Genomic DNA, 20,411 nt, shown 5'->3' on the forward strand with positions numbered 1-20,411 from the left:
GGAGAAACCCGATGACCTACGAAACCATCACGACCGAAACCCGCGATGCGGTAACGTTGATCACGCTCAACCGCCCCAAGGCGCTGAATGCGCTCAACACGCAGGTGCTGGAGGAGCTGATCGACGCTTTCTCCGCCTATCAGTCGGACGACAGCCAGCGCTGCGCGGTGCTGACGGGGTCGGGCGAAAAGGCCTTTGCCGCCGGTGCGGATATCAAGGAAATGGCCGACAAGCCGAGCGCAGAATTCTACTCGCAGGACTTCTTCGCCAAGTGGACCAGCCACATTGTGAAGGCGGTGCGCAAGCCCTGGATCGCTGCGGTAAACGGGTTCGCGCTCGGCGGCGGGTGCGAGCTTGCCATGATGGCGGATTTCATTCTGGCGAGCGACAGCGCGAAATTCGGCCAGCCCGAAATCAAGCTGGGTGTTGCGCCCGGCATGGGCGGATCGCAGCGCCTTACCCGTGCGGTCGGCAAGTCGAAGGCGATGGAAATGTGCCTGACGGGCCGCATGATGGACGCCGAAGAGGCCGAGCGCGCCGGCCTTGTCGCCCGCGTGATCCCCGCCGCTGACCTGATGGACGAGGCGATGAAAAGCGCTGCGACGATCGCCGCCATGCCCCCGCTCGCCGCGATGGTGAACAAGGAGATGGTGAACGCGGCCTATGAAACCACGCTCGACCAGGGCCTGCTGCACGAACGCCGCCTGTTCCAGATCCTCACCGCCACCGAAGACAAGGTGGAAGGGATGAAGGCGTTCATCGAGAAGCGCGACGGAAACTGGAAGGGCCGGTAAGCCTACAGACCACCGTCACTGCGAGGCACCCGAAGGGCAACGAACCAATCTAGAGTGGCTGCAACGCCGCAACCGCCCTGGATTGGTTCTTCACCCCTTCCCTTCCAGCACCTCCAGCGCCGCGGCATCGATCCGGCGCAGCATCGCTTCGAACGCCGCCAGTTCCTCCGCTTCGAACCGGCCGAAGATGGCGCGCTCCATCGCGCGCGCCTGTGCCCCGATTCGCCGGTGCAGTTCTTTACCCTGATCGGTCAGTACCAGTGCGTGACTGCGCCTGTCCTCCTCACGAACCTGCCGCGCCACTAGCCCGCGGCCTACCAGCACTTTGGCAGCTCGGCTGACCGTCACTTTGTCCATGCGCGTGCGGTGGACGATGTCACGTTGGGTCATCCCCTCGCCTTCGGCAATCACCGCCACGATCCGCCATTCCGGTATCGTCAGCCCGAAATGGGATCGATAGGTCGCAGCGATCGTTTCACTGACGAGATTGGACGCAAGCGACAGCCGATAGGGCAGGAACTGGTCCAGCCGCAATTCGTCCGCCGCAGCGTCCCCGGATTGATCTTCGGTGCTCATTGCGATAAGATAGTTGCAAATGTAACGATATTGGAGTCTCGACCCATGCCAACCGATGTAACGCAGCTCCCCGAGAATGTCGCCGGTCTCGACGGCTTCGAGTTCCTCGAATTTGCAGGCGATCCGAAGCAGATCGACAAGGTGTTCACGCAGATGGGTTTCGTGCCCGTAGCGAAGCACCGCTCCAAGGATGTGACGCTCTATCGTCAGAACGGCATCAACTTCCTGTTGAACAATGAGCCCGGCAGTCAGGCGCAGCACTTTGTGCGCGAACACCACACCGGCGGCGCGTGCGCGATGGGCTGGCGCGTGAAAGACGCTGCCGCGGCATTCAAGCACGCCGTCGATAACGGTGCGGAACCCGTCACCGGCGATCTCGGGTGGATGGAGCTGAAGATCCCCGCCATCCGCGGCATCGGCGGCAGCCTCATCTATTTCGTGGACCGCTACGGCCAGGACGGCAGCGCGGACATCTACGACATCGATTTCAAATTTTTCGACGGCGTCGACAAGAACCCGGAAGGTGCCGGCCTCGCCATCGTCGATCATCTCACCCACAATGTCTATCGCGGCCGCATGAAGTTCTGGGCGGAGTTCTACGAACGCCTCTTCAACTTCACCGAAATTCGTTATTTCGACATCAAGGGCGAATATACCGGCCTCACCAGCAAGGCGATGACCGCGCCGGACGGCAAGATCCGCATTCCGCTGAACGAGGAAGCCGAAGGCGGCGGCGGGCAGATCGAAGAATATCTGGTCGATTTCAATGGCGAAGGCATCCAGCACATCGCGATGTCCACGCCCGATATCTACAAAACCATCGACCAGCTGCGCGCCAACGGCCTGCCCTTCATGGACCCGCCGCCCGACACCTATTACGAGATGCTGGCGGAACGCCTGCCCGGCCATGGCGAGCCGGTGGACGAGATGAAGGCCCGCGGCCTGCTGCTCGACGGTTCCACCGAAGAGGGCGATCCGCGCCTGCTCCTGCAGATTTTCACAGGCAACATGTTCGGCCCGGTGTTCTTCGAGATCATCCAGCGCAAGAAGGACGAAGGCTTCGGCGAGGGCAACTTCAAGGCCCTTTTCGAGAGCATCGAGCGCGATCAGATGCAGCGCGGCAAGCTGAAAGGCAAAGGCGAGAAAGCGGAGGCCTGAGGCTGACGGCTTAGCCCCTCGGAACCGTTCGCCCTGAGCCTGTCGAAGGGCCGTACTTTTCTTGGAAAAGCGCGGTGCGATGGAAAAAGACAGCGCTTCGACAGGCTCAGCCCGAACGGGTCCGGGGGATGGCGTAAAATACTGCGGAGAGGATCATGAACGTCGAACGCACCATCGCCGCCAAGTCGCGCGAGGCCGATTATATGACCGGCTTCGGATCGCATTTCGCGACCGAGGCCGTTCCCGGCGCATTGCCCCAGGGCCAGAACAGCCCTCAGCAGCCGCCTTACGGCCTTTATGCCGAACAGCTTTCCGGCACCGCGTTCACTGCGCCGCGCCATGAAAACCACCGCAGCTGGCTTTACCGGATGCGCCCCAGCGCGGAGCATCCGCCGTTCGTGCGCTATGAAAGTGCTCGCCGTTTCAGCGCCACCTCTCCGAACGAACCGCTGGCGCCCAATCGCCTGCGCTGGGACCCGCAGGCGGAAGCGGCGGCGGGTGTCGATCTGATCGACGGCATGACCACCATGCTCACCAACCGCGATCCCTCCGAACTGACCGGTGTCGCAGTGCATCTCTACGCCGCGAGCGCGGACATGGAGACCCGCGTGTTCGTGGACGCCGACGGCGAACTTCTGTTCATTCCGCAAGAAGGTCGGCTCGAACTGTTGACCGAACTCGGTCGCATGGTGATAGGCCCTGGCGAGATCGCGTTGATCCCGCGCGGCGTGCGGTTCCGCGCGCTGCTGCCGGACGGCACAGCCAAAGGCTATGTCGCCGAAAATCACGGCGCGCTTTTCCGCCTGCCGGATCTGGGGCCGATCGGCGCCAACGGCCTCGCCAATCCGCGCGATTTCGAGACGCCGGTCGCCTGGTATGAGGACCGCGACGAGGAAATCGAGCTCGTCCAGAAATATCTGGGCAGCCTGTGGACCACCACGCTCGATCACAGTCCGCTCGACGTGGTCGCCTGGCACGGCAATCTCGCGCCTTTCCGCTATGATCTGTCGCGGTTCAACACGATCAACACGGTCAGCTTCGATCATCCCGATCCCAGCATTTTCACGGTGCTGACCAGCCCCAGCGAGACGCCGGGCCGCGCCAATGCGGACTTCGTGATCTTCCCGCCGCGCTGGATGGTGGCCGAAAAGACCTTCCGCCCCCCCTGGTTCCACCGCAATGTGATGAGCGAGGCGATGGGCCTGATCCACGGCGAATATGACGCGAAGGAAGGCGGCGGCTTCCAGCCGGGCGGCCTTTCGCTTCACAATCTCCTCGCCGGCCACGGCCCAGACAAGGCGAGCTGGGAAAAAGCCAGCGCTGCCGACCTGAAGCCCGTGAAAATCGACGGCACAATGGCGTTCATGGTCGAAAGCTGCTGGCCCTATCGCCCGACGCCTCACGCCATGGAGCATGCGCAGCCCGATTATGACGAGGCCTGGGCCGACTTCCCCAAGGCGCAGCTCCCCTGAATTACTCTGGAAAGGCTATCATGACCGATCAGACCCACAGCCCCGACCTCACCAGCTGGGTGAAAAGCGCCAACGGCCATGCGGATTTCCCGATCCAGAACCTGCCGCTCGGCATTTTCAGCGTCGGCAGCGAAGGTCCCCGCGCCGGCACAGCGATTGGCGACAAAGTTCTCGATCTCTGGGCGGTTGCCGAACTCGGCCTGCTGCCGCGCGCCGATGTAGTGCCGCTGGAAGACCCGACGCTGAACGCTTTTTTCGCGCTGCCGAAGGAAACGCGCGTCGCCTTCCGCGCGCGCCTGTCCGAGCTTCTGAGCGACGAACAGCATCGCGATCAGGTCGAGCCGCTGCTGCACGAGGCGGCGGACTGCACGCTGCATCTGCCAGCGCGGATCGGCGATTACACCGATTTCTATGTCGGCATTCATCATGCCATGAACATCGGCAAGCAGTTCCGCCCGGATAACCCGCTGCTGCCGAACTATAAATATGTGCCGATCGGCTATCACGGCCGGGCCAGCTCGGTGCGCGTGTCGGGCGAACCCGTCGTACGCCCGCTCGGCCAGCGCAAGGCTCCGGACGAGGATGCACCGACGCGCGGCCCCTCCCGCCGCCTCGATTACGAGCTGGAATTGGGCGTCTGGATCGGCCCGGGCAACGAACTGGGCCATCCGATCGCCATCGCCGATGCAGGCGATCATGTCGCGGGCTTCGGCCTGCTCAATGACTGGTCGGCGCGCGATCTGCAGGGTTGGGAATATCAGCCGCTGGGGCCGTTCCTCGCCAAGAATTTCCACAGCACAGTCTCGCCTTGGGTGGTGACGGCGGAGGCGATGGAACCGTTCCGGAAAGCCCAGGCGCCGCGCCCCGAAGGCGATCCGGCACCGCTGGATTATCTGAACGACGCGGACGATCAGGCGCGCGGCGCGCTGGCACTGGAGCTCGACACTTTCCTGCTCACCGCCAAAATGCGCGAAGCGGGTGACGAGCCGCATCGCCTGAGCAAGAGTGCGGCGGAACATATGTACTGGACGGTCGCGCAGATCGTGACGCACCACGCCTCCAATGGCTGCGATCTGAGGCCCGGCGATCTTCTCGGTACCGGCACGATTTCCGGCCCGAATGATGAGAGCCTGGGCAGCCTGATGGAAATCTCGCAGGGCGGCAAAACGCCGATCACGCTTCCGAATGGCGAAACGCGCAGCTTCCTGGAGGATGGCGATGAGATCATCCTGAAAGCCACTGCGCGGGCGGACGGGGCAGTGCCTATCGGCTTCGGCGAATGCCGCGCGGTTGTGATGCCGGCGCGCGCGTAAAGCGCTTTTCAGACAGGAGAGCGCCGATGACCGATCTGATCCTCCACGGCTATTGGCGCTCGGGCACCAGCTATCGCACGCGCATTGCGCTGGGGCTGAAAGGTTTGGCGTACGAATATCGGGCCGTGAACCTACTGGCAGGCGAGCAGCGCGGCCATGCCTATCGCTCGCTCCAGCCGCAGGGTCTCGTGCCTGCGCTGGAGGTGGATGGGCATGTGCTGACGCAGAGCCCGGCGATCATCGAGTATCTGGAGGAACGCTGGCCGGAACCCGCGCTGCTGCCCGCCGATCTGGAGCAGCGCGCCGTGGTGCGCGCCATGGCGGCGGTGATTGGCTGCGACGTCCATCCGCTCGGCAATCTGCGCATCCTGCAATATCTGAAGGGCGAACTGGATGCGCCGCCGGAAGCGATCAAAGCCTGGATCGCGCGATGGATCGGCGACGGTTTCGCCGCGCTGGAGGTGATGGTGCGCCAACATGGCGGCGGCTTCGCCTTCGGGGACGAGCCCGGCCTAGTCGAATGCTATCTCCTCCCGCAGGTCTACGCCGCAGAGCGGTTCGAGGTGGACATTACGCCCTATCCACGCCTGCGCGCGTTAACGGAGCGCGTATTAGCGGACGAACGCATCGCGGCAGCGCATCCCGATCGCCAGCCTGATGCGAGCGTGGGTTAGTCGCCAACCGTTCCAATCCCGTAAGTGCTGAGCCGGTGGCGCCATGCGCCGTCTTCGACTCCGAAGCACGTTTCGAGATACAGCGCCAACTACCGGCCGCGCTCACCCGACAGACGCCCTTCGACAAGCTCAGGGCTTCGGCCCCCAGATGAGGAAGGCTCACCCCTCCGCCTTCTTCTTGCGGCGATATTCGTGCAGCAGAGGCTCCGTATAACCGCTGGGCTGTTCCTCGCCCTCGAATACCAGCGCACGGGCGGCCTGATAGGCGATACCGTCCAGCCCCGGCGCCATCGGACGATAACTGGGATCGCCCTCATTCTGCATGTCGACCTTTTCGGCCATGCGGCCGAACACCGCATCTACCTGCTCTCGGCTGGCAACGCCATGCTTCAGCCAGTTGGCGACATGCTGGGATGAAATGCGCAGCGTCGCGCGGTCTTCCATCAGGCCGACATCATGGATGTCCGGCACCTTGGAACAGCCTACGCCCTGATCGATCCAGCGGACGACGTAGCCGAGAATACCCTGGATATTGTTCTCCAGCTCGTGCTCCACCGCCTCTTCGGGGAAGTTCGTGTCGGTAGCGAGCGGCACGGTCAACAACTTGTCGAGCCCCGGCGTTTCCCGGCCCGCCACCTCTTTCTGCACGTCGAAAACGTTCACGCGATGATAGTGGACGGCATGCAGCGTCGCGGCGGTCGGGCTCGGCACCCAGGCGGTGTTGGCGCCCGTTTTCGGATGGCCGATCTTCTGTTCCAGCATCTCGGCCATGCGATCGGGCGCGGCCCACATGCCCTTGCCGATCTGCGCCTTGCCCGAGAAACCGTGGGCTAGGCCGATCTGGACGTTGCGGTCCTCATAGGCCGAGATCCACGCGCTGGACTTCATCTCGCCCTTGGGCACCACAGCGCCCGCCACCATACTGGTGTGCATCTCATCGCCCGTTCGGTCGAGGAAGCCGGTGTTGATGAAGAAGATGCGGTCCTTCACAGCTTGGATGCAGGAGGCAAGGTTGGCGGACGTGCGCCGTTCCTCGTCCATCACGCCCATCTTAATCCTGTTGCGACCCAGCCCCAGCATGTCCTCCACAGCCGCGAACAGCGCATCGGCGAAGGCCACTTCCTCCGGCCCATGCATTTTGGGCTTCACGATATAGATGGAGCCCGCGCGGCTGTTCGTCACCGAGCCGGTGCCGTCGCGCTTGCCGATCAACGCGGTGACGGCAGCGTCGAGAATGCCCTCCGGCGCCTCGCTACCATCCGGCAGCTGCACCGCGGGCGTCGTCATCAGATGGCCGACATTACGCACCAGCAGCAGGCTGCGGCCGGGCAGCGTGAACTCGCTGCCGTCGGGCGCGGTATAGCGCCGGTCCGGGTTCAGCGTGCGCGTCATGCGCTCGCCGCCTTTTTCGAACGTCTCGCTGAGTTCGCCCGTCATCAGGCCGAGCCAGTTGGTGTAACCGAGCACCTTGTCTTCCGCGTCCACCGCGGCGACCGAATCCTCCAGGTCCACGATCGTCGACAGCGCCGATTCCAGGATGACGTCGGCGATGCCGGCCGGATCGTCCTTGCCGACCGGATGGTCGCGGTCGAACCGCGCTTCGATATGCAGGCCGTTATGGCGGAACAGGCGGCCCTTGCCGTCTTCGCTGGTACCGACGAACTGGCTGTCGTCGGCCAGCGCGATGTCGCCTTCGGTCAAATCCGCCCAGCTGCCGCCGGCAAGCGGCACGGCTTCGTCCAGGAAGGACTTGGCCCAGGCCACCACCTTCGCGCCGCGTTTGGGATCGTAACCGCGCCCTTCGGCCTCACCGGGGATCGCGTCGGTGCCGTAGAGCGCATCGTACAGGCTGCCCCAACGCGCATTGGCGGCGTTGAGCACGAAGCGGGCGTTCAGTGCGGGCACCACCAGCTGCGGACCGGCCAGCGTCGCGATTTCCGGATCGACATTCGCCGTGCCGATGTCGAACGCAGCCGGCTCATCGACCAGATAGCCGATCTCGCTCAGGAACGCGCGATAGGCCTCGCCTTCGCTGCGCACATCATGTTCGCGGTGCCAGTCATCGATCTGACGCTGCAGCTCTTCGCGTTTGGCGAGGAGATCGCGATTCTGCCCTGCAAAACGCTCGTACAATCCAGCCAGGCCCTCCCAGAAAGCCTGGGCTTCCACGCCGCTTCCGGGCAGCGCCTGCCCTTCGATGAAGTCCGCCAGCTGCTCGTCGACCTGAAGGCCTGCCCGTTCGATCATGATGTCTGTCCTTTATCCGGTCTGGCCCATACGGCGCATGAAGTCCGCGCCCGCAAAATGCGCGTGACCACCCAATTGCTCCTCTATCCGCAGCAGCTGGTTGTACTTGGCCGTCCGGTCCGAACGGCTGAGCGAGCCGGTCTTGATGAGCCCGCAATTGGTGGCGACGGCGAGGTCCGCGATCGTCGTGTCCTCGGTCTCGCCCGAGCGGTGGCTCATCACGGCGCTGTAGCCGTGGCGATGCGCGATATCGACCGTCTCCAGCGTCTCGGTGAGGGAGCCGACCTGGTTCACCTTGATCAGGATGGAGTTGGCAAGGCCGCGATCGATGCCGTCGCGCAGGCGTTTTTCCTGCGTCACGAACAGATCGTCGCCGACCAGCTGGCATTTCGCGCCGATGCGGTCGGTCAGCTTCTTCCAGCCGTCGAAATCGTCCTCATCCATCCCGTCCTCGATGGACAGGATCGGATAGGCGCCCTGCAGTTTTTCCAGATACGCCACCTGTTCGTCGATCGAGCGGGTCACGCCTTCGCCTTCATAGACATAAGCGCCGTCCTTGAAGAACTCGCTGGCCGCGACGTCGAGCGCAATCACCATGTCCTTGCCCGCCTCGAAACCGGCATCGCTCATCGCGCCCATGATGAAATCGAGAGCTTCCTCGGCAGAAGCAAGATTGGGCGCGAAACCGCCTTCATCTCCCACCGCGGTGTTCTGCCCCTTCTTGGACAGCGCAGACTTCAGCCCGTGAAACACCTCGGTGCCCATCCGCAGCGCCTCGGCAAAGCTGTCCGCCTTCACCGGCATGATCATGAATTCTTGGAAGTCCAGGCGATTGTCGGCATGCGCGCCGCCGTTGACGATGTTCATCATCGGTACCGGCATGGTTTTGGCATTCGCCCCGCCGACATAGCGGTAGAGCGGAAGCCCGAGGAAATTGGTCGCCGCATGCGCGGTGGCGAGCGAAGCGCCGAGAATGGCGTTCGCGCCCAGTTTCGACTTGTTCTCCGTACCGTCGAGCGCGAGCAGCGCGCGGTCGATGCCCACCTGATCCGTCGCATCCTGATCGATCAGCGCATCGCCGATCGGGCCGTTGATTGCCTCAACCGCTTTCAGCACGCCCTTGCCGCCGTAGCGGCTCTTGTCGCCGTCACGCAGCTCGATCGCTTCATATTTCCCGGTCGATGCGCCCGAAGGCACTGCGGCGCGGCCCACCGTGCCGTCGTAGAGATGCACCTCCGCTTCCACCGTGGGATTGCCCCGGCTGTCGAGGATTTCACGTCCGACGATCTTGGCGATACTGGTCATGGGAGGGCCTTCTTGGTGCGTGTGGATTCGATGCGCGTCGTCCTGACGCACCGGGCCGCAATAGGCAAGGCGGGGCCTACCCTTCGACGCAAGAAAATGGCGTCAGCGCTGGCAATCGGCGCAATAGAAGGTCGATCGGCCGCCCTCCGTCCGCCGCCGCACGATGCCGCCGCAGGGGCATTCCAGGCCCTCGCGTCCGTAAACGCGCCACTGCTTGGCGAAATACCCAAGCTCGCCATCCGGCCGGGCATAATCGCGCAAGGTGCTGCCGCCCGCGTCGATCGCCGCCAGCAGGACGGTGCGGATCGCCTCTACCAGCCGCTCCAGCCGCTTGAGGCCGATCCTGCCCCCCTGCCGCCCGGGGGCGATGCCGGCCATGTTCAGCGCCTCGCAGACATAGATGTTGCCGAGCCCCGCCACGATGCGCTGATCGAGCAGCAGCAGCTTGATGGACGCAATGCGGCCTGCCAGCGCCTGTTGCAGATGCCTTGCGGTAAAGTCCGGTCCTAGCGGCTCCGGCCCCATGGCGGCAAAGGGCGGCCAGGCGTCGATATCGTCCGTGGGCAATAGGTCGACCGAGCCAAAACGGCGCGGATCGTTGAGGCTGAGGATGTGGCCACTGTCGACACCGACGATCAGATGATCATGCGTGCCCAGTTCTTCCGGATCGATCCGCCAGCGCCCGGACATGCCGAGATGGAAGATCATCGTATCGCCGCGGTCGGTTTCGATCAGCCCATATTTGGCGCGGCGGCCGAGCGCGGACACGGTGGCGCCGGTGAGGCGCTGGCGCAGGTCCTCAGGAAAAGGCCGCCGCAGATCCGCACGGCGCGCCTCGACGCCTGCGATACGCTTCCCCTCCATTACGGCAGCGAGCCCGCGCACGGTGGTTTCGACTTCGGGTAATTCCGGCATGCAAGCGATATAGACCTCACGGCGATCAATTCCATCGCCCGCATCGACGACGGCATTGTTCACAAAGCTCGTCCCACCCATCTAGCAAAAGCGCGCCCGCCTCCCTAAGGCGCTATCCACCGCTTTTACTCGAGGACCACGCCATGACCGACACCGTCTCCTTCGGCTATGAAGAGGTCGCGCCCGAAGAAAAGACCCGGCGCGTCGGCGGGGTCTTTTCCAACGTCGCCTCCAGCTACGATGTAATGAACGATGCGATGTCGGGCGGCATGCACCGTCTGTGGAAGGACCGGTTCGTGCGCCTCGTCAAACCGCGCGAGGGCGAGGATATTCTGGATATGGCGGGCGGCACCGGCGATATTGCCTTCCGCCTGCAAGACCGCGGCGCGAACGTGACGGTGGCGGACATCAACCCGGAAATGCTGGCCGTGGGCATGGAACGCGCAATGAAGCGCGGACGCGACGGCCTGGTCTGGACCGAACAGAATGCCGAGACGCTGACCTTTCCGGACCGGCATTTCGATGCCTACACCATCGCCTTCGGCATCCGGAACGTCACCGACATTCCCGCCGCGCTGGCAGAGGCGCACCGCGTGCTGCGCTTCGGCGGACGCTTTTTCTGCCTGGAATTCTCGACCACGTTGTGGCCGGGCTTTGCCGATGTCTATGACTGGTATTCGATGAACCTCGTACCCAAGATCGGAAAGGCGATCGCGCGCGATGAGGACAGCTATCGTTATCTCGTCGAATCCATCCGCCGCTTTCCGGACATGGAGCGTTTCAAGGGCATGATCCAGGATGCCGGTTTCACTCAGGTGAAGGCCGAGCCGATCCTTGGCGGACTGGTCGCGATCCACAGCGGCTGGAAAGCGTGACAGGGGGCCGCGCGCCAGCATGACCGCCGCCCGCACCCATATCTTCCGGCTTCTGAAATGGGGCCGCATTCTCGCACGCCACGGGGCGCTGCGCGATATCGAGAACGCACGCCAGACGCCGCTGCCGGTCAGGCGCCTGTGCCGCATCGCGCGGTTCGGCACGATCCAGCCCAAACATCCAGATTACGCCGCGGCTTTCCGTGAGATCGGCCCGGCGGCGATCAAGCTTGGTCAAACGCTGGCCACCCGGCCCGATCTGGTCGGCGAAGATGCGACGCATAATCTTTTAGGGCTTCAGGATGCCCTACCGCCCGAACCCTTCGACAAGATTTGCGAGCAGATCGAGCGCGCGCTCGATGCGCCGTGGGGCAAGTTTTTCCAGTCGATCGACCCCGAACCTATCGGTTCCGCATCGATCGCGCAGGTCCACAAGGCTGTAACAACCGACGGGCGCACCGTGGCCGTAAAGGTACAGCGCCCGGGCATCGACAAACGCTTCCTGCGCGATATCGAAACTTATGAATGGGCCGCCGCGCATCTGGAGGCGTTCGGCGGAGAGGCCGCGCGCCTTCGCCCGCGCCTCACCATTGCCAACTTCAAGCGCTGGACGCTGCGCGAGCTTGACCTGCGGCGCGAGGCCGCTTCGGCGAGCGAGCTCAAGGACGCCATGCAGTCCGAGCCGTTTTACGAGGTGCCCGAAATCGATTGGGACCGGACGGCGGGCAAAGTGCTGACGCTCGACTGGATCGACGGCATCAAGATCGCCGACCGCGAGGGCATTCTGGCCGCCGGCCATGATCCGCATGTGCTGGCCAACCGGCTGGTCCACGCCTTCCTCCGCCAGGCAATTTCGGAAGGCTTCTTCCACGCCGACATGCACCAGGGCAATCTGCTTGTGCGTTCCGACGGCACGATCGTCGCGATCGATTTCGGCATCATGGGCCGCATCGACCGCAAGGCGCGGGTCTGGCTGGCCGAAATTCTCTATGGCCTCATCACCGGCAATTACCGCCGCGTCGCCGAAATTCATTTCGAGGCGCAATATGTGCCCGCGCACCATAATATGGAGGAGTTCGCCACGGCGCTGCGCGCGGTGGGCGAGCCAATGCGCGGCAAGCCGGTAAGCGAATTGTCGGTCGGCATGATGCTGGACGGCCTGTTCGCCATCACCCGTGATTTCGACATGCAGACGCAGCCGCATCTCCTGCTCCTGCAGAAGACGATGGTGATGGTGGAGGGCGTGGCGACCTCGCTCGATCCCGGCATCAACATGTGGGACACCGCCGCCCCGTTCGTGCGCGAATGGATCCGCACCGAGCTGGGCCCCGAAGCGAAGGCGGCGGACGGAATCCGGCGGCAGTTCGAAACGCTGGCGCTGCTGCCCGATCTCGTCCGGCGGCTCGATGCGCAATTGCCGCGTGAAGGCGGCGCCCCGCCCGCCCCGCCGCTACCCGAGGTCAAGCTGATCTGGGACCGCGATCGTCCGCGCAGCACCGCGCTCGCGTTCACCGTCACGGCGATCATCGCCGCAGCCGCTGGCGCGGCGGGCATGGCCTGGCTGGGCTGATCGGGATGAGCAGCCCCTCCATCCTCCTGATCGTCGGCGGCGGCATTGCTGCCTACAAGTCGCTGGAACTCACGCGCTTCCTGAAGCGGCAGGGCATCGCCGTTCGCGCGGTGATGACGCGGTCCGCGCATGAATTCGTGACGCCGCTCTCGCTGGGCGTAATGACCGAGGATCATGTCTATTCGGACATGTTCGATCTGAAGGACGAGCGAGAGATCGGCCATATTCAGCTCTCGCGACAGACGGACCTGATCGTCGTCTGCCCGGCCACCGCCAATCTGCTGTCCAAAATGGCGGCAGGCCTGTGCGACGATCTGGCGACCACCGTACTTCTGGCCACCGACAAGCCGGTGCTGGCCGTGCCCGCGATGAACGTGCGCATGTGGCAGCATCCCGCCACGCAGCGCAATATCGCGCAGCTGCGCGCCGACGGCGTCAGCGTGATGGAGCCCGACAGCGGATCCATGGCTTGCGGCGAATATGGCCCCGGCCGCCTGCCCGAACCGCCGGACATCGCCAAGACGATTTGCCGGATGCTAAACCATCCGTTCGATCCCGCGCTGGCGCAGCCCCGCTCGCCGACGACGGAGCCCGCCGATCCGCTGGCGGACCAGCCCGCCTTCGCGCCTGATGCGCACCGTCCCCTCCACGGCAAGCGCGTGCTCGTTACCGCCGGACCGACGCATGAGCCGATCGATCCGGTGCGCTACATCGCCAATCGAAGCTCGGGCCGTCAGGGCTTCGCGATTGCCGAAGCAGCGGCGGCGCTGGGCGCGGACGTCACCCTGGTGGCAGGCCCGGTCTCTCTCCCTACGCCGCCCGGCGTGATCCGGATCGATGTGGATACCGCGCGCGAGATGCAGGCGGCGGTCGATGACGCCCTGCCTGCCGATACCGCGATCCTCGTCGCCGCGGTGGCCGACTGGCGCGCTGCCGAAGAGGCCGATCGCAAGATCAAGAAATCGGGCACCGGCCCCGCCCCGCTGGCGCTGACCGAAAATCCGGACATTCTGGCCGGGCTAGCGAGAAGCGAGCAGCGCCCTGCCCTGCTCGTCGGCTTCGCGGCAGAAACCAACGACGTGATCGATCACGCCCGCGCGAAGCTGGAAACAAAGGGATGCGACTGGATCGTCGCAAATGACGTATCCGGTGACGTGATGGGCGGCGAAAACAACGCCGTGCATCTGGTCACATCCAGCGGCGTCGAGAGCTGGGATAACGCGCCCAAAGGCGTGGTTGCGCGCAAGCTGATGGAAAGGATCGCCGATGCGCTTCGAACCGATTGAGATCGCGGTCAAACGCCTGCCCAATGGCGCAGGCCTGGACCTGCCGGGATATGCTACGGACGGCGCGGCGGGCATGGACGTCTGCGCCGCCGAGAGCCTTACCATCCGCCCAAGCGCCCGCGCGCTGGTCGCCACCGGGTTCGCTGTCGCCATCCCGCCAGGGTATGAGATTCAGGTGCGCCCACGCTCCGGCCTCGCCTTCAAGCAAGGTATCAGCGTGCTCAACACGCCAGGCACCATCGACAGCGACTATCGCGGTGAGGTGAAGGTGCTGCTCGCCAATCTGGGCGAGGACGATTTCGCCATCCGCAAGGGAGACCGGATCGCCCAGCTCGTCGTCGCGCCGGTGCAGCGCGGGATCATGCGCGAGGTGGAAAATCTGGACGATACCGCTCGCGGCGACGGCGGATTCGGATCGACCGGGGTGTGATCGGTAAGCGTCTTACCCTATCTCCCGCAGCATGATCACCCTCACCGACAACCAGCTGGACCGCTACGCCCGCCACATCGTGCTGCGCGAGATCGGCGGTTCCGGGCAGAAGAAGCTGCTCGGCACACATATTCTGATCGTCGGCGCGGGCGGTATCGGCTGTCCGGCGATCCAGTATCTGGCGGCGGCAGGCATCGGCAGGCTGACCATCGTCGATCCGGATACGGTCTCCCTCTCCAACCTCCAGCGCCAGCCCCTTTATGGCGAGCAAGACGTCGATGCGCCAAAAGCAGGGCGCGCCGCAGACGCTGTTCGCCAGCTCAACCCGGACGTTTCCGTTACGGCCATTACCGAAGCCATCACCACCGAAAACGCCGCCACCCTGCTCGCCGAAGCCGCGCCCGACATCGTGCTCGACGGCACCGACAATTTCGCCACGCGCCTGGTGGTTTCCGACGCCTGTGTGGCCGCGCGCATCCCGCTGGTGTCCGCCGCAATCGGCATGTTTCAGGGCCAGGTCGGCAGCTTCTACGGCCATGAAGCGGAGGCGCCCTGTTATCGCTGCTTTGTGGGCGATGCGCATGACGCGGACGATTGCGATACTTGCGCGGACCAAGGCGTTCTCGGCGCGATGTGCGGCATGGTCGGCGGCATGGGCGCGATGGAAGCGATCCGCGCCGTCGCCGGGTTCGGGGAGGATGCGCGCGGCAAGCTGCACGTAATCGATGGCCTCAAGCCCTCGATGTACACCATGCGTTTGCCGAAGGACCCGAACTGCCAGGCTTGCGGAACCAACAACTGAGACGCAGGCGGGCGCTTCAATAGCCGCATCGCCCCCTGCATAGGCTTGCACGCCGCCTTTCTCCGGCTATCCTGAAGCAATCATCAGGGGGGCGATTTCATGGGACTATTTCAGAACCGATGCTGGCTTACGGCTGCGGGCCTTGCCACCGTCGCGGCAGGTTTTTCAGGAACACCGGCGCTTGCCAAGGCTGACCCCCTGGTTCTCAAGCCGTCTTCGAAGTGGCACCTCGATTATTCCCCCGACAGCTGCCGCCTCGCCCGCCAATATGGCGAGGGCGACGACGAGGTTCTGATGGTTCTCACCCGCTACGATCCGGGTGTGGAGGCCGAAATGTTGCTGAGCGGAAAGCCGCTGCGCCCTATCCAAGACCGCAGCGAGGCGGACATTACCTTCGGCCCGCAGGAAGAAACCCTGGAGCGCGATTTTGTGCGCGGTGAGCTTGGCGATCGACCGATGATGCTGGTCCTCGGCACCTTCGCGCCCTGGAAGCTGAGCGAAGAGGAAGAAAAACGCCGCGAAGCGGCTCAAGACGAAGGCATACCTTCTGTAGAGGACGAAGCCAGCAATGCTGCGCGCTTTGCCTCAATGCAATGGATCGAGGTCGATGCATCTTTCATCAAGCCGATCCGGATGGAAACTGGGCCGCTGGACAAGCCGTTTGCGGCTTTCAACAAATGTATGGACGAACTCGTCCATCATTGGGGCGTCGACGTCGATCGTTATAAAGCCCGGATCCGAAATCCAAAGCCAGTGAACAGTCCCGGCAAATGGGTGGTCTCAAAAGACTATCCAAGCGAGGCGTTGCGCAGCGGCCAACAAGCAGTCATCCACTTCCGGCTGTCGGTCGACGCAGAAGGGCGGGTAAGCGATTGCCATATCCAAGGGGGCAACCGCAGGCGACGGATTCAAGGAAGCCGTTTGTTCCGGCATTACCAAGCGCGCTCGCTTCGAACCCGCGCTAGACGCAGACGGCAATGCCATGGCGGGCTACTTTATCAGCACCGTCCGTTTCGAAATGCCGAGCTAAAATCGAACTGACGGCGGGAGCCAGCCGGACTGCGGGACAACCGCAGCCCGGCCGATCGGGTCACGCGCGCGCGGGAGCGGGTTCACTGGTGTCGGCTACGTCGCCATCCGCGTCCTGCTCCGCCGCTTCCTGCGCCTCGATCTCGTCATGCTTCTCATGCAGTGGGGTGAAGCGCAGGATCGCATAGCCTACCAGGGCAGACAGGATCGAGCCCATCAGGATGCCCACCTTCGCTTCTTCGCGCAGCAACGAGCTGCCCGCGAACGCCAGTTCGCTGATGAACAGGCTCATCGTGAAGCCGATACCGCAGAGCATCGAAACGCCGTAGATCTGCGGCCAGGTTGCCCCGCGCAGCTTGTGCGCCAAGCCAACCTTCACCGACAGCCATATCGAGGCAAAAATGCCCAGTTGCTTGCCGAAGAACAGCCCCGCGGCGATGCCGAGCGGCAGCGGCGCGAAGATTTCCTTCAAAGTCAGGCCGCCAAGTTCCACGCCCGCATTGGCAAAACCGAAGATCGGGATGATGACATAGGCGCTCCACGGTGAGAGATAATGTTCCAGCCGGTGAACCGGGCTAACCTCTGAATCGGGCGCGCCGGGCGTGACGATGATCGGGATCATCAGCGCTGCAAGAACACCGGCGATGGTCGCATGGACACCCGACAGCAGCACGAAAAACCACAGGACCACGCCCAGGATAATGTACGGCCACAGAACGTGCACCTTCATCCGGTTGATGAAATACATCACCGCCATCGTGGCAGCGGCGAAGAACAGGAAGATGGTCTTCAGATTGGCGGTATAAGCGATGGCAATGATCGCAACCGCGCCCATATCGTCGACAATCGCAACGGTGAGCAGGAACAGCTTCAACGATGTCGGCGCGCGCTTACCCAGAAGAGCAAGGACACCGATGGCGAAGGCAATATCGGTGGCCGCGGGAATGGCCCAGCCATTGACTATCTCCGGATTGCCGGTCGCAATGACGAGATAGATCACCGCCGGTGCCACCATGCCCGCAAAGGCTGCGATCACGGGCAGACGCCGCTTCTCCCAGGTGGACAGGCGCCCGTCGACGAACTCGCGTTTGATCTCCAGCCCCACATAGCAGAAGAAGATCGCCATCAGGCCGTCGTTGATCCAAAGATGCAGCGTGTCGAGCTTCTGGATCGGCGTCCAGGGCAGCGTACCGTGCAGGATCTCGTGATAATCGCGGTAGAGCCCGATATTGGCGATCAGCATCGCCAGCGCAGCCGCCAGCATCAGCAGCACACCGCCCGATGCCTCGCTGCGCAGAAACTGGCGCAGCGCCGAAATTACCTTATCCGGCACCACTTCGGCTTGTTGGAGTTCGGGTGTGGTGATCTTGTCGGGGCCATCTTCCATTCCCTCTCCTTAATCGCTGGCGAAACGATGTCCAGATTTCCGGGCCACGAGCGTTAACCCGATTGACATTCCCTCCGAAACGGCGTGAATTTTCTGTCCATTCCGGGGGGAATCGAAATGGGGGAATGGCTCTTCTGGGCCGAGGCCGCGCAGCACGAATTGCTGCTGTTCTGCGGCATTTGGTTTCTGGTCGGCGCGGCCGACGATCTGGCGATCGATGTGCTGTGGCTCACGCGGCGCGCATGGTTTGCGTGTCGCGGCACGAAGCCGGCGCAGCATCTTCACCAGCTGGAGCCGCCGCGCGATCCGGGGCTGATCGCCATCTTCATTCCGATGTGGGACGAGGGAGCCGTCGCAGCACAAATGCTCGCGCGTTGTAGCGAGCGTTGGGCAGGTGCGAACTACCTCCTGCTGGTGGGCTGCTACCCGAATGATTTCGCCACGCTGGCCGCTGTCGACGCAGCTGGCCGATCAAACCCGCGCATTGTCGGCGTCGTCAACGCCCGCCTCGGCCCCACCACGAAGGCCGATTGCCTGAACAGCCTTTGGAAAGAGCTGCTCCGGCGGGAGCGGATCGCGGGCGAGACTGCCAAGGCCGTTGCGCTCCATGACGCCGAGGATCTGGTCCATCCGGATGAGATTGCGCTCTATGATACTCTGATCGAGCGGTTCGACCTCGTCCAGCTTCCGGTCCGCGCGATAGCGGTTCCCGGTTCCCCGCTCGTCAGCGGCCATTATTGCGATGAGTTCGTGGAGGCCCATGACAAGGTCCTTGTGGTGCGCAGCTGGCTGGGCGCAGGGCTTCCCGCTGCCGGGGTCGGCTGCGCCTTCTCGCGCAGCATGCTGGAGACAATCGCCATGCGGGAAGGCGGCGATCCTTTCTGCGCGGAGAGTCTGACCGAGGACTATGAGCTTGGCCTCAAGGTCCGCGCTTTGGGTGGCCGGCAGACCATCGCCCATATTCGGGGCCGCGACGGCAGCCTGATCTGCACCCGCTCCTGCTTCCCCGACAATTTCCGCGCCAGCGCACGGCAAAAGGCTCGCTGGCTCACTGGTATTGCGCTCGCCGGTTGGGACAGGCTGGGCTGGAGCGCCCATCCTTCGGAGCTCTGGATGCGCATCCGTGATCGGCGCGCGATATTCGCCGCCTATTTGCTGCTGGCAGCCTATGTAGCGGGCCTTCTCACGCTGATACTTCTGCTGACGAGACTGATCGTACCGAACCAGCCTTCGATCGGGGTGAGCGACCAGCTTTTGGTTCTAACCGGCATCACCTTTTCGGCGCTTCTCTGGCGGCTGCTGGTCCGATCGATCATGGTGGCGAGAGTTTATGGCCTCCGCGCCGCCTTATGGTGCGGTCCACGCCTGCTGATGGGCAATCTGATCGCGATCGTCGCGGCAACCAAGGCACTGCAAAACTACATTTCTTATTGCTTCGGCGGCGTGCTGCGCTGGGATAAGACCACGCACCATTTCCCCCCTGATCCCCAGGACGTGCGATGAGAATGCAGCGCGGACGTGCGCTGCGCTTTCTATTCCTGCTCATGACCCTGTGGATCGGCGCGCGGATCTATCTGCTCTGGGGGCCGGGCGATGCGCCGGTCGCGGCGACGGAGCTTCTCGAAGTGACGGCGACACCGCAGCCGAAAGCTTATCGCGCTGTTCCCGCGATGGCGATCATCACCGTCCCGTGGCAGCATACCCTACCTGCTGCAGACCGTTTAAACCCGAAGCCAGCACCCGCCGCGCTGTTTCGTGCTTTCTCACCCAGAGAAGCGGATCGAATGCCACTTCTTTCCGGCACCGCGGTATCGTCTGGAGAGCGCCCTGCCTTGCCGTTAGAGCCCAGCAACGTCGCGCCGCCGCCGCTGCCGGTCATCATTGGAGAGGCTCGGAAAACGGATGACTGGTCGGTCTATTCCTACGCCTTTTTGCGCTTTGCCAGAAGCCCAGCCGATCTGGCCCAAACCCGCTATGGCGGCTCGCAGATCGGCGCGATTGCCTATCGCCGCCTTGTGCAGACCCGCGCCGGGCAAATCGATGCGCTGGCGCGGCTGAACTACGCCCCAGACGATCCCCGCTCGCTAGAGGCGGGCGCCGGCCTGCGCTGGTCGCCGCGGCAAAACCTCTCGGTCGCAGCCGAATATCGCCGACGCGCCGACGGGACAGGCACCGCGATTGCTTATACCGCGGGCAGCACGCAGGCCGCGCTCCCCGGAGGCTTCACCCTCGCCGCTTTTGGTCAGGCAGGCTTTTACCGGCAGGACGGGGCACGAGCCGAAGCGGGTACGCACGTCTTCGCGGACGCCCAACTTACTGCCACACGCCCGATCGCGGATATCGGCGGCCTCGCGCTGGAAGCGGGCGCCGGAAGCTGGGCCGGCGGCACCGATAAAACCCGGCGCCTCGACATCGGCCCTCGCCTGTCCGCCAGCGCACCGCTGGGCGACACCCGCATCACCATCGCCGCCGACTACCGCCTGCGCATCGCGGGCAACGCCGAACCGGCCAACGGCCCCACGCTGACGCTATCGGCGGGGTTTTAGGAGAACGGTCCCCTGCCCTCGCGGCACTTCCCGTT

At 63.8% G+C, this 20,411-nt stretch carries 18 protein-coding genes; 13 read left to right on the plus strand and 5 right to left on the minus strand.

The genetic code is table 11. The features are described 5' to 3' along the window. Positions 1-11: 11 nt before the first annotated feature. Complete coding sequence (locus H7X45_RS07540) at positions 12-794, plus strand: enoyl-CoA hydratase-related protein (protein ID WP_187336876.1); 783 nt, start codon at positions 12-14, stop codon at positions 792-794. Positions 795-884: 90 nt separating this feature from the next. Here the strand turns inward: H7X45_RS07540 and H7X45_RS07545 are convergent, their stop codons facing one another. Beyond that, on the minus strand, positions 885-1,370 hold the full coding sequence (locus tag H7X45_RS07545; protein WP_187336877.1) for a MarR family winged helix-turn-helix transcriptional regulator: 486 nt from the start codon (positions 1,368-1,370) through the stop codon (positions 885-887). 45 nt (positions 1,371-1,415) lie between these two features. Here H7X45_RS07545 and hppD point away from each other — a divergent pair, with 45 nt between their 5' ends. The 4 genes from hppD to maiA all read left to right on the plus strand — a co-directional run bounded on the left by hppD (position 1,416) and on the right by maiA (position 5,987). Next, positions 1,416-2,528 carry a 4-hydroxyphenylpyruvate dioxygenase gene (gene hppD, locus H7X45_RS07550; protein WP_187336878.1) on the plus strand — a complete coding sequence of 371 codons (1,113 nt, stop codon included), beginning with the start codon at positions 1,416-1,418 and terminating at the stop codon, positions 2,526-2,528. Positions 2,529-2,683: 155 nt separating this feature from the next. Further along, complete coding sequence (gene hmgA, locus H7X45_RS07555) at positions 2,684-4,000, plus strand: homogentisate 1,2-dioxygenase (protein ID WP_187336879.1); 1,317 nt, start codon at positions 2,684-2,686, stop codon at positions 3,998-4,000. A 20-nt stretch (positions 4,001-4,020) separates the two neighbouring features. Continuing rightward, positions 4,021-5,313, plus strand: a complete 1,293-nt coding sequence (fahA, locus tag H7X45_RS07560; protein WP_187336880.1) for a fumarylacetoacetase — start codon at positions 4,021-4,023, stop codon at positions 5,311-5,313. A 26-nt stretch (positions 5,314-5,339) separates the two neighbouring features. After that, positions 5,340-5,987 (plus strand): maleylacetoacetate isomerase, encoded by a 648-nt coding sequence (gene maiA / locus H7X45_RS07565; RefSeq protein WP_187336881.1) that lies wholly within the window; start codon positions 5,340-5,342, stop codon positions 5,985-5,987. Positions 5,988-6,146: 159 nt separating this feature from the next. Here maiA and H7X45_RS07570 read toward each other — a convergent pair whose 3' ends face one another. The 3 genes from H7X45_RS07570 to mutM form a co-directional block, all read right to left on the minus strand. Continuing rightward, positions 6,147-8,234, minus strand: a complete 2,088-nt coding sequence (locus tag H7X45_RS07570; protein ID WP_187336882.1) for a malate synthase G — start codon at positions 8,232-8,234, stop codon at positions 6,147-6,149. A 12-nt stretch (positions 8,235-8,246) separates the two neighbouring features. After that, the gene (gene eno / locus H7X45_RS07575) at positions 8,247-9,539 is read right to left on the minus strand and encodes a phosphopyruvate hydratase (protein WP_187336883.1); all 1,293 of its coding nucleotides are present in this window, start codon (positions 9,537-9,539) and stop codon (positions 8,247-8,249) included. A gap of 102 nt (positions 9,540-9,641) precedes the next feature. Then, positions 9,642-10,454, minus strand: coding sequence for a bifunctional DNA-formamidopyrimidine glycosylase/DNA-(apurinic or apyrimidinic site) lyase (gene mutM / locus H7X45_RS07580; RefSeq protein ID WP_187337045.1), 813 nt, complete (start codon positions 10,452-10,454; stop codon positions 9,642-9,644). Positions 10,455-10,597: 143 nt separating this feature from the next. Between mutM and H7X45_RS07585 the strand changes: the two genes are divergently transcribed. The 6 genes from H7X45_RS07585 to H7X45_RS07610 all read left to right on the plus strand — a co-directional run bounded on the left by H7X45_RS07585 (position 10,598) and on the right by H7X45_RS07610 (position 16,455). Next, entirely contained in the window at positions 10,598-11,329 is a 732-nt protein-coding gene (locus tag H7X45_RS07585; RefSeq protein WP_187336884.1) for a class I SAM-dependent methyltransferase, read from the plus strand. A 19-nt stretch (positions 11,330-11,348) separates the two neighbouring features. After that, positions 11,349-12,896 carry a 2-polyprenylphenol 6-hydroxylase gene (ubiB, locus tag H7X45_RS07590; RefSeq protein ID WP_187336885.1) on the plus strand — a complete coding sequence of 516 codons (1,548 nt, stop codon included), beginning with the start codon at positions 11,349-11,351 and terminating at the stop codon, positions 12,894-12,896. 5 nt (positions 12,897-12,901) lie between these two features. Next, a complete protein-coding gene (locus H7X45_RS07595; RefSeq protein ID WP_187336886.1) occupies positions 12,902-14,182 on the plus strand; it encodes a bifunctional phosphopantothenoylcysteine decarboxylase/phosphopantothenate synthase in 1,281 nt (426 codons plus the stop codon). Beyond that, positions 14,163-14,612: a dUTP diphosphatase gene (gene dut, locus H7X45_RS07600; RefSeq protein WP_187336887.1), complete on the plus strand. Its 450-nt coding sequence runs from the start codon at positions 14,163-14,165 to the stop codon at positions 14,610-14,612. The genes H7X45_RS07595 and dut overlap by 20 nt, the downstream gene beginning before the upstream one ends. A 31-nt stretch (positions 14,613-14,643) precedes the next feature. Next, positions 14,644-15,414, plus strand: a complete 771-nt coding sequence (locus tag H7X45_RS07605) for a HesA/MoeB/ThiF family protein (RefSeq protein WP_187336888.1) — start codon at positions 14,644-14,646, stop codon at positions 15,412-15,414. Between the two features lie 294 nt (positions 15,415-15,708). Then, a complete protein-coding gene (locus H7X45_RS07610; protein WP_187336889.1) occupies positions 15,709-16,455 on the plus strand; it encodes an energy transducer TonB in 747 nt (248 codons plus the stop codon). A gap of 49 nt (positions 16,456-16,504) precedes the next feature. Here the strand turns inward: H7X45_RS07610 and nhaA are convergent, their stop codons facing one another. Further along, entirely contained in the window at positions 16,505-17,830 is a 1,326-nt protein-coding gene (gene nhaA, locus H7X45_RS07615; RefSeq protein WP_187336890.1) for a Na+/H+ antiporter NhaA, read from the minus strand. 117 nt (positions 17,831-17,947) lie between these two features. Here nhaA and H7X45_RS07620 point away from each other — a divergent pair, with 117 nt between their 5' ends. Together H7X45_RS07620 and H7X45_RS07625 are read left to right on the plus strand one after the other, a co-directional pair. After that, positions 17,948-19,333 carry a glycosyl transferase family protein gene (locus H7X45_RS07620; RefSeq protein ID WP_187336891.1) on the plus strand — a complete coding sequence of 462 codons (1,386 nt, stop codon included), beginning with the start codon at positions 17,948-17,950 and terminating at the stop codon, positions 19,331-19,333. Continuing rightward, positions 19,330-20,376, plus strand: coding sequence for a hypothetical protein (locus H7X45_RS07625; RefSeq protein WP_187336892.1), 1,047 nt, complete (start codon positions 19,330-19,332; stop codon positions 20,374-20,376). Before H7X45_RS07620 ends, H7X45_RS07625 begins: the two co-directional genes overlap by 4 nt. Positions 20,377-20,411: the final 35 nt, after the last annotated feature.

The organism is Novosphingopyxis iocasae (assembly GCF_014334095.1).
Classification (GTDB): domain Bacteria; phylum Pseudomonadota; class Alphaproteobacteria; order Sphingomonadales; family Sphingomonadaceae; genus Novosphingopyxis; species Novosphingopyxis iocasae.